The sequence below is a fragment of the Nonomuraea sp. NPDC001684 genome (assembly GCF_053596515.1).
This window is the reverse complement of record NZ_JBSFGJ010000351.1, coordinates 1-9,855: the sequence shown is the minus strand read 5'-3', so window position 1 is coordinate 9,855 and position 9,855 is coordinate 1. Positions and strand designations below refer to the sequence as shown.

Annotated in this window: 6 protein-coding genes and 1 pseudogene; all 7 read left to right on the top strand. The window is 74.6% G+C overall.

The annotated features are described in order from the left end of the window. On the top strand, positions 1-345 hold a 345-nt coding region (locus ACWCSD_RS39170), incomplete at its 5' end, for a hypothetical protein (RefSeq protein ID WP_449922486.1). A 187-nt stretch (positions 346-532) separates the two neighbouring features. Beyond that, the gene (locus ACWCSD_RS39165) at positions 533-4,048 is read left to right on the top strand and encodes a WGR and DUF4132 domain-containing protein (RefSeq protein ID WP_449922484.1); all 3,516 of its coding nucleotides are present in this window, start codon (positions 533-535) and stop codon (positions 4,046-4,048) included. Beyond that, positions 4,045-5,121 carry an AAA family ATPase gene (locus ACWCSD_RS39160; RefSeq protein ID WP_397158118.1) on the top strand — a complete coding sequence of 359 codons (1,077 nt, stop codon included), beginning with the start codon at positions 4,045-4,047 and terminating at the stop codon, positions 5,119-5,121. The genes ACWCSD_RS39165 and ACWCSD_RS39160 overlap by 4 nt, the downstream gene beginning before the upstream one ends. A gap of 24 nt (positions 5,122-5,145) precedes the next feature. After that, positions 5,146-7,371, top strand: coding sequence for a DUF5682 family protein (locus ACWCSD_RS39155; RefSeq protein ID WP_449922481.1), 2,226 nt, complete (start codon positions 5,146-5,148; stop codon positions 7,369-7,371). After that, a complete protein-coding gene (locus ACWCSD_RS39150; protein WP_397158114.1) occupies positions 7,368-8,489 on the top strand; it encodes a VWA domain-containing protein in 1,122 nt (373 codons plus the stop codon). The genes ACWCSD_RS39155 and ACWCSD_RS39150 overlap by 4 nt, the downstream gene beginning before the upstream one ends. After that, on the top strand, positions 8,486-9,805 hold the full coding sequence (locus ACWCSD_RS39145) for a hypothetical protein (RefSeq protein ID WP_449922479.1): 1,320 nt from the start codon (positions 8,486-8,488) through the stop codon (positions 9,803-9,805). The genes ACWCSD_RS39150 and ACWCSD_RS39145 overlap by 4 nt, the downstream gene beginning before the upstream one ends. After that, positions 9,762-9,855: pseudogene (locus ACWCSD_RS39140) on the top strand (NAD-binding protein); the annotation flags it as partial. The gene ACWCSD_RS39145 and the pseudogene ACWCSD_RS39140, both read left to right, overlap by 44 nt.

Here is a 9,855-nt window from a genome sequence, read left to right as displayed (position 1 = left end):
GCGAGCCCCATCGACACGATGCCGAACAGGTGGTACGAGGCCCGCCAGTCGTACCACTGGATCAGCCGGGGCAACGTCAGGGACTCCACCACCTCGTCGTTCATCGACAACGTGTTCAAGGGAAACGGCCACGATCCCAGCGGGCTCACCGACGAGGCGGGCCTTCCCGTACGTGGCGCCATCCACATCGGCCGGAGAAGCTCCCCGATCACCCTGACGGGAAACGTGGGCAAGCACAACGACGGCTACTTCGTCTGGATCACGCCGCCCTCAGGAGCGATCGACGGCGGCGGCAACCGGGGCCGTCCCTGCGGTCCCCAGCCACCCCCGCTGACCTGCCACTGACCCCTCGCGGACACGCTCCCGCCCGCGCCGCGACAGGCAGGCCGTGCCGCGCGCTCGGCCGCTGCCCGCCGAAGACCGCCGCCGAGGACCGCCCCCGCCTACGGTCCGCGCAACTTTGTCGGTCGTGCCCGCCATACTCGCCGCTGTCGATCAAGAGGACGACGGGATGCGGCGTGGAGGTATCGGCATGAGCGTGGAGCGCACGCTGACGTTCGTCGGCGGAAGTTCGGCCAAGTTCTGGGAGGTGCGCCAGGACGGCGCAGAGCTGCACATCCGGTACGGACGGCTGGGCGCGGCCGGTCAGACGCAGGTCAAGTCGTTCGGCTCGGCCGCCGCCGCCACTGCCGCCGCCGACAAGCTGGTGGCGGAGAAGATGCGCAAGGGCTACGCGGAGGACGGAACGGCCGCCTCGCCGCGGGAGGCTTCGCCCGCGGCCGCCGGAGGCGTCAAAGACGAGGACGAGGACCGGCTGGCGTTGCCGCCCGCCTGGTTGCGCGCTCTCCACCCCCGGCGAGGCGGAGCGAAGGCCCCGGTGCGGCGGCCGGACCCGGGCGCGCCGCAGAAACTGGCCGCCGAGCTGGGCCGACGCGGGAAGGTGCTCGCCGACATGGTGGCGAAGTGCCCGGATCCGGAGCTCGCGGCCGCGGGCGCGGCGTACCTGGCGGGGGAGCCCGCCGGCACACCGCTGGGCGCGGCGGTGGTCGCCAAGGCGATGGCCGCGTCCGTGCCATGGGCCGAGCGCGAGCTGTTGTCCCTGTTCCCCGAGACCTGGCTGGCCGAACGCGGCCTGGTGTTCGCGGCGGTGGCCGTGACCGAGCTGGCCTCGCTGGACTACGTCCACGACGGCGGCACCTGGATGGTCCGCCGGCTGGCCGACGGCGAGGCCTCCGACCAGTGGTACGGCTGGGCCTCCGGCGAGCAGATCGACGCCCGGGTCCGCGCCGCGCTGGCCGCCGCGTCCGACGCCGAGTACGCCGAGGTCGTCGCGGCGCTGGCGGTGAGCCGCGCGGGCGGGCTCCACCAGCGCGTGGCCGCCTCCTACCTGGCGCCCACCCAGACCGGGTGGGTCGCGGCCGACTGCGCCGAGGTGAGCCGGGTCCTCCCGGCTCTCGCCGTCCGCCTGATCGCCGCCATCAGCACGCCGGAGCACGCCGAGCTGATCGCGGACCATGTGCGTGGCCCCTACATGGGGGACTCCTTCGCCCTGCCGGCCACGGTCGTCGACGGCATGGGCGAGGCGGCCGTGCCGCTGCTGGCCGTCTGGGTGGACCACGCCTACGGCGCGGACAGCCGCAAGCGGCTGCTGCACGTGCTCGCCGACCTGCCGTACGACACGGCGATGCGGGCGATCCTCGACCGCGTCGAGCAGAAGTACACCCAGCCGGCCTTCCTGCGCGCGGCCTCCCGCTTCCCCCGCCGCGCGATGCGGATGCTGGCCGAGTCCGGCGGCAAGATCGTCGACCTGCTGCTGCGCACCCATGTGGCGGCCCGTCCCGACCTGGTGGACGAGGTGCGCGCGAGCCTCGGCGACGGCGCCGCCGCCGAGCGTCTCGACAGGATCGCGACCGCCGGCGCCGTCGCCGCCGCTGTGCCGGAGGCGCTGCCCGAGGTGCTGGCCAGCCCGCCCTGGACCCGCCCGCGCAAGGCGCGCAAGGTGGTCGTGGTCGACGGCCTGGCGTGCACCGACGAACCGGCTCTCCTGTGGGCGCCGGGCGAGCAGGACAACTGGCGCTCCTCCCGGGCGGAGAATTCCTGGGGCCGGTCCTGGCGCCGGAGCTGGAAGGACGTCGCCCGCGGGATCGCCGAGGGCGGGGGCGCCCACTGGTCCGACGAGGTCGCCCTGTTCGCCGCCGGGCCCGAGGAACTGGCCGCGCCGCTGATCGGCAAGTGGCGCCCTGGCGACCTGTGGGGGGCGGGCGACTGGATGCCGATGGTGGTGGCCAGGTTCGGCACGGCGGCGCTGCCCATGGTGGTCGACAGCGCCCGGCGCGGCCCCAGCTCGGTCGCCGCGTCGCTGCTGCCGTTCGCGGCGCCGGAGGTCGCCGTGCTGATGGCCGACTGGCTGGCCCGGCTGAAGTCGGTCCGCGCCACCGCGCTGGCCTGGCTGAACCGTCACCCCGCGGCGGCCGCCAGGGCGCTGGTCCCGGCGGCTCTCGGCAAGCCCGGCGTGGCCCGGCTCCGGGCCGAGCAGGCGCTGGCGGCGCTGGTCGCGGGCGGCCACCGCGACACCGTGGCCGAGGCCGCCGCAGGGTACGGGCCCGCCGCCGAGGCCGCCATCGCCGACCTGCTCGTGGCCGACCCGCTCGACGTGCTGCCCGCCAGGATGCCGGCGCTGCCCGAGTGGACGGAGGTCGCGATCACGACCCCGATCCACCTGCGCGGCGACGCGGGCGCGCTGCCCCCCGAGGCGGCCCGCCACGTGATGACGATGCTGGCGATCTCCAAGCCGGGCGACCCGTACGCCGGTCTCGCCGTGGTCAAGCAGGCCTGCGACGGCCGCAGCCTCGCCGACTTCGCCTGGGCGCTGTTCCAGTGCTGGCAGGCGGCCGGCTACCCGTCCAAGGAGAGCTGGGTGATGGACGCGCAGGCGTTGCTCGGCGACGACGAGACCGTACGGCGGCTGACCCCGCTGATCAGGGCCTGGCCGGGCGAGGGCGGGCACGCGCGCGCGGTCGCCGGCCTGGACCTGCTGGCCTCCATCGGTTCCGAGGTGGCGCTGATGCACCTGCACGGCATCGCCGAGAAGGTCAAGTTCGGCGGGCTGAAGAACCGGGCCAAGCAGAAGATGGACGAGGTCGCCGCCGAGCTCGGCCTCGGGCCGCAGGAGCTGGCCGACCGGCTGGTGCCCGACTTCGGCCTGTCCGACGACGGCAGCCTGACCCTCGACTACGGCCGCAGGCGGTTCGTGGTGGGCTTCGACGAGCAGCTCAGGCCGTACGTGGCCGACGCCTCGGGCAAACGGCTGAAGAACCTGCCCAAGCCGGGCGCCAACGACGATCAGGAGCTCGCGACCGCCGCCTACCGGCGCTTCGCCGGGCTGAAGAAGGACGTGCGCTCCGTGGCCGGGGACGCCATCCGCCGCCTGGAGCAGGCCATGGTGAACCGGCGTCGCTGGAGCGCCGGCGACTTCGGCCGGCTGTTCGTCGGCCACCCGCTGCTCCGGCACATCGTCCGGCGGCTGGTATGGGGCCTGTACGACCCGTCGGGGCGGCTCACGGGCACCCTGCGCGTGGCCGAGGACCGCAGCTTCGCCGACGTCGCGGACGACACGCTGACGTTGCCCGAAGACGCCCTCGTAGGCGTGGCGCACCCCCTGGAACTGGGGGAGGACCTGGCCGCCTGGTCCGAGGTGTTCGCCGACTACGAGATCCTGCAGCCGTTCCCGCAGCTGGGCAGGGAGACGTACGAGCTGGATCCGGCGCTGGTGGCCGAGATCGAGGCCGCCAGGATCCCCACCGGCGCGGTGATCGGCCTGGAGCGGCGCGGCTGGCGGCGCGGCACGCCTCAGGACGCCGGCTGGCAGGGCTGGATCGAGCGGGACGTGCCCGGCGGCAGGACCATCACGATCGGCCTCGATCCGGGCATCGCGATCGGCTACCCCGGCTTCGCCGACGAGCAGACCCTGGTCGAGCTGGGGCTCGACGGCCTCGATCCGATCACCACCTCCGAGATCCTCCGAGACCTCAGGGACATCACCCGATGAACGGACACGCCCAGCGGCCCCCGGCCGAGATCCGCTACGCCGGCGAGCTGGCCAGGCTGCGGGAGCACGACAACGACGACCGGCCGCCCGGCTGGGCGCTCAGCCTGCGGGCCGCCCGCCGTTTCGTCCTAGGGGACGAGAAGCTGGGCATCAGCCGCAAGTTCGTGGGCGATCCCTCGCTGATCGACCGGTCCCTGGTGACGCTCGCGACCAACCGCGGGCTGATGCTGGTCGGCGAGCCCGGCACGGCCAAGTCGCTGCTGTCCGAGCTGCTCGCCGCGGCCGTCAGCGGCACCTCGACGCTCACCATCCAGGGCGGCGCGGCCACCACCGAAGACCAGATCAAATACTCCTGGAACTACGCGTTGCTGGTCGCCGAGGGCCCCTCCAACCGGTCGCTGGTGCCCGCGCCGCTGCTGCGCGGCATGGCCGAGGGCAAGGTGGTGCGCTTCGAGGAGATCACCCGGTGCCCGCTGGAGGTGCAGGACTGCCTGCTGTCACCGCTGTCGGACCGGGTGCTCGCCGTACCGGAGCTGAGCGGTCCCGAGTCGATGGTGTTCGCCCAGGAGGGGTTCACCATCCTGGCCACGGCCAACACCCGCGACCGCGGCGTCAACGAGATGAGCGCCGCGCTCAGGCGCCGCTTCAACTTCGAGACCGTCTTCCCGATCGCCGACTTCGACACCGAGCTGGCGCTGGTGGAGGCGGAGGCGGTGGCGCTGCTCGAACGCTCGGGCGTCACCGCGCCGCCGCGCCGCGACGTGCTGGAGGTCCTGGTCACCACCTTCCGCGACCTGCGCCAGGGGCACACCGCGCGCGGCGACGCCACCGACCGGCTGTCGGGGGTGATGAGCACCGCGGAGGCCGTCTCGGTCGCCCATGCCGTCGGGGTGCGCGGCTGGTTCCTGCGCCGCGAGCCGGGCACCGCCGCCGACCTGGTCTCCTGCCTGGCCGGCACGGCCGCCAAGGACAACCCGGAGGACCTGGCCAAGCTCCGCAGGTACCTGGAGCGCAGGCGGCACGGCGACCAGTGGCAGGCCCTGTACGAGGCCCGCCACCTGCTGCCGGGCTGACCGATGGCGGTCATCTTCCTCGGCGTGCGGCACCACAGTCCCGCCTGCGCCCGGCTGGTCGCCGACACCATCCGTTCCGTACGTCCCGCGTACGTGCTGGTCGAAGGGCCGGCGGAGATAAACGACCGGATGGACGAGCTCCTGCTCGGCCACGAGCTGCCGATCGCCGTCCACACCGGCTACCGCGACCACGAGCGGCGCCACGGTTCATGGACGCCGCTGTGCGACTACTCCCCGGAGTGGGCGGCGCTGACCGCGGGCCGCGCGGCCGGCGCCGAGCTGCGCTTCATCGACCTGCCCGCCTGGCATCCCGCGCTGGCCGACGTCAGCAACCGGTACGCCGACGCCGAGGCCCGCTACGCCGAGGCGACCCGGCGGCTCTGCCGCGCCTTCGCCGTGGACAACATGGACGCGTTGTGGGACCACCTGTTCGAGATCGAACCGGCCGACGGGCTGGCCGAACGGCTGGCCACCTACTTCGACCTCGTCCGCGGCGACACCGGGGCCGATCCTGGCGACACGGCCCGCGAGGAGTACATGGCGCACTGGATCCGGGCGGCCGCCGATGACGCGGGCGAGCGGCCGGTGGTCGTGGTCACGGGCGGCTTCCACCGTCCCGCGCTGATCCGGCTGGCCGAGCAGGGCGACCGGAGCTGGCCGGAGGTGCCGCGGCCGCCCGAGGGTGCTGCGGTCGGCAGCTACCTGGTGCCGTACTCGTTCCGCCGGCTGGACGCCTTCGCCGGCTACCAGTCGGGCATGCCGTCGCCCGGCTACTACCAGGACCTGTGGGAGCACGGCCCCGACGGAGCCGCCCGCAGGCTCGTCGAGGCGGTGACGGCCCGGCTGCGCGCCCGGCGCCGGCAGGTCTCCACCGCCGAGCTGATCGCCGCGCGCGCCACCGCCGACGGGATCGCGCTGATGCGCGGCCACCCGCATCCGGCCCGCGTCGACGTGCTCGACGGCCTGGCCACCGCGCTGGTCGGCGAGGCGATCGAGATCCCGCTGCCCTGGGCGTCCCGCGGGCCCCTCCAGGCGGGCCACCACCCGGTCGTCGTGGAGATGATCGCGGCGCTCAGCGGTGACCGGACAGGCCGCCTGCACCCCTCGACCCCGCTGCCGCCGCTGGTCCACGCGGTGCTCGCCGAGCTGGGCGGCCCCGGCGGCGAACGGCTCGACCTCGGCGGGCAAGCCGGCCGCGCGCGCAGCCGCTTCCTGCACAGGCTGCGCGTCCTGGGCATCCCGGGCGTCGTCCGCACCTCGGGACCCCGCCCCGCGGGCGGCGCCGAGCTGGTCGAACAGTGGACGTTGAGCGAGACCGACGACCGCCTGCCCGCCCTGATCGAGGCAGGCGGGTACGGCGTGGACCCGCAGGAGGCGGCGGCCTCCGTGCTCGCCGAGCGGATCAGGGGCGCCGACCTGGACCGGCTGGCCGACGTGCTGTTCGACGCCGCGCTGTGCGGCATCGGCGAGCTGGCGGGGCAGGTGCTCGACGACCTCGCGCGGGCGATCGCCGCGGCGGCCGACCTGGGCTCGCTGGGCCGCACGCTCACCGTCGCCCTGGCGATGTGGCGCCACGACGAGCTGTTCGCCACCAGCGGCAGCACCACCTTGGGGACCGTGGTCCGGGCCGCCACCCTGCGGGTGTTGTGGCTGGCCGAGGGCGTGCGCGGCGGGCCCGTACCCGCCGATCCGCAGCGCATCGGCGCCATGGCCGCCGTCCGCGACGCGCTCAGGCACGCCGGGCCGCCGCTGGGCCTGGACCTGGACGCGGCGCTGGGCGTCGCCGACCGCGTCGCCGCCTGCCAGGACGCGCCGCCCGACCTGCGCGGAGCGGCGCTCGGGCTGGGCTGGTCACTGCGCGGCGCCGCCGCCGCGGACCCCGCGCGGGCGGTACGCGGCGCGTTCGTCCCCGCGTCGGCCGGCGACTGGCTGGCCGGGCTGTTCGCGCTCGCCCGCGAGGAGGTCCTGCACACCGGCGGCATGCTGGAACTGCTCGACGAGCTGGTCGCGGCGATGAGCGACCACGACTTCCTGGTGGCCCTGCCGGCGCTGCGCCAGGCGTTCGGCTACTTCCCGCCCCGCGAGCGGCACCTCATCGCCAGCCGCCTGGTCGAACTGCGCTCCGGCGCGGGCGCGTCCGCGTGGGACCTGATGCGGCTGGAGGCGGCGCCGGAACTGGTGGCCGCAGGCATGGCCCTGGACGAACGAGTCGATGCGGCACTGCGCCGGGAGGGACTGATCACGCCATGACCGACCCCACCCTCGTACGATGGCGGCTGCTGCTCGGCGAGGCCGGCGGCGCCTGCCTCGGCGGCGGGCGGCTCGACGAGGCGGCCGCCGGCCGCGACGCCGCCATGGACTGGCTGTACGGCCGCGACGAGGAGCTGCGCAGACGCGGCGTACGGCGGCAGGCCGGGAGCGGCCCGTCGAACCTGACCACCTTCGGCTGGCTCGACGACATCACCCGCCTGTTCCCCAAGGAGACCGTCGAACGCCTGCAACGCGACGCCGTCGAACGCTACGAGATCCACGACCTCGTCACCGACCCCGACGTGCTCGCCCGCATCGAGCCCAACCCCGCGCTGCTCAAGGCGGTCCTGCACACCAAACACCTGATGAACCCGCAGGTGCTGCGGCTGGCCAGGCGCATCGTGGAGCAGGTCGTCCGGCAGCTCATGGACAAGCTCGCCACCGAGGTGCGCAGCGCCTTCTCGGGCACGAGAGCGCGCCGGCCGGGCCGGCTGCGGCAGGCCCGCAACTTCGACATGGTCCGGACCCTGCGCGCCAACCTCGGCCGCTACCAGCCCGACACCGGCAAGGTCGTGATCGAGACCCCGCTGTTCTTCTCCCGCACCCGCCGCCACCTCGAACAGTGGCAGGTGATCCTGCTCGTCGACCAGTCCGGCTCGATGACGGACTCGGTGATCCACTCGGCGGTCACCGCGGCCTGCCTGTGGGGCCTGCCCGGCGTGCGCACCCACCTGGTCGCCTTCGACACCGACGTGGTGGACCTGACCTCCGACGTGGACGATCCCGTGGAACTGCTCATGAAGGTCCAGCTCGGCGGCGGCACCGACATCGCCCGCGCGGCCGCGTACGGCGCCGGGCTGGTGGACCAGCCGCGGCGGGCCGTCGTCGTGCTGATCTCCGACTTCTACGAGGGCGGCGATCGTCACCGGCTGGTACGCATCGTGCGTGACCTGGTCGAGCAGGGCAGCAAGGTCCTCGGCCTGGCCGCCCTCGACGAGCAGGCCAACCCCGACTACGACCGGGAGCTCGCGCAACGCCTGGCCGACGCCGGGGCGTACGTGGGCGCGATGACCCCCGGCGAGCTGGCGTCCTTCGTCGCGGAGCACGTGGGCCGATGAGAACGGATCTGCTCGGGCTCACCACCGACTCCCTCGCCGCGCTCACCAACCGCGGCCTGGTCAAGCGGGCGGGCAAGGAAGCCGCGCCGGACCTGCGTACCGACGCCGACGGGACCGTGCACGGCGACTTCGCGGGCGGGCCGACCGCGAGCCTGCCACCCGGCGGCCTCGACGCGGCCCGCTGCACGTGCGGCGCCACCGGGGTCTGCCGGCATGTCGTCGGGGTGGTGCTGGCGTACCAGCACCAGCACGCCGCGACCGTCGAGACCGTCGAGCATCCGCAGGGTGAGGGCCCCGATCCGGAACCCCCCGCCTGGTCGCCGGGGCAGGTGAGCGACGACGAGCTGACCGCCAGGATCGGCGCCCGCCTGATGGCCGCCGCCCGCCGTACCGAACGGGCCGGATACACCGCCCGCGTGCGCCGCGCCACCGCTGCCGACCCCGCGCCGCAGGTCGAGCTCGCCACCGCGACCGTGCGTTTCCTGATCCCCGGCGACCTCGGCTTCGTGCACACCGACGCCGTCGCGGGCAGCCGCGACGACGTCATCGCCCTCGCCGTGTGGGCGTTCCGGGTCGCCGACGAGCTGCATCCCGGGACGCCGGAGGCACGGGTCGACGTCGGCGGCGAAGCCGGGACCGGCGCCGGATCCGGGCTGGAGCGGGCCCTGGGGCTGGCCGGCACGGTCCTGCGCGACGGCGCGGCGCACCTCGGCCAGGGACTGGCGGCCACCATCGCCGACGTACAGCGCCATCTGGACGCCGCCGGATCGCGCTGGCCGCTGCTGGCCGTCGGCGACCTCGCCGAGCAGCTGGCCGCCTACCGCGACCGCGGCGCCCACTACCGTCCCGAGCTGCTCGCGAGCCACCTCGTCGAGCTGCACGCCCGGCACCGGGCCGTGACCCGCCCCGACGCCACCCTCCGCAGCAGCGTGCTGGGCACCGCCGAGGCCGCCGAGACCCCGCTGCGCCGGGCCCGCCTGGAGAGCCTGGGCTGCCGGATCCGCAGCCTCGGCGACCGGCGGATCGCCGAGATCTACCTGGCCCACGGCGACAGCGCGATGGTCCTGGTACTCCGCCGCGAATGGGACGGCGAATGGCACGGAGGCGACGGCGACGGCGCCGCCCTGGCACGGCGACGCGTCGCCGGCTCCACGCTGGCCGCCCTGGCCACCGGCAACCTCGTCACGGAATCCGCCGTCCGCAGCGCCAGCCGTACCGTGCGGCTGGCCACCGGGCGGATCGCCAGGACGACGGTCAGCCCGTCGCGGGGCCCTGACCCGGTTCGGGCGCATGGTGACGGTCGTCCACCGCCGTGACGAGCTGCGCGCCAGCAAGATCATGCAGGAGCGCGCGTTCGCCAACGAGA

What these genes read in the sequence shown, in the direction of transcription:
- ACWCSD_RS39165 (WP_449922484.1), top strand. Translation starts at nt 533, where the DNA reads ATGAGCGTGGAGCGCACGCTGACGTTCGTCGGCGGAAGTTCGGCCAAG.
- ACWCSD_RS39145 (WP_449922479.1), top strand. Translation starts at nt 8,486, where the DNA reads ATGAGAACGGATCTGCTCGGGCTCACCACCGACTCCCTCGCCGCGCTC.
- ACWCSD_RS39150 (WP_397158114.1), top strand. Translation starts at nt 7,368, where the DNA reads ATGACCGACCCCACCCTCGTACGATGGCGGCTGCTGCTCGGCGAGGCC.
- ACWCSD_RS39160 (WP_397158118.1), top strand. Translation starts at nt 4,045, where the DNA reads ATGAACGGACACGCCCAGCGGCCCCCGGCCGAGATCCGCTACGCCGGC.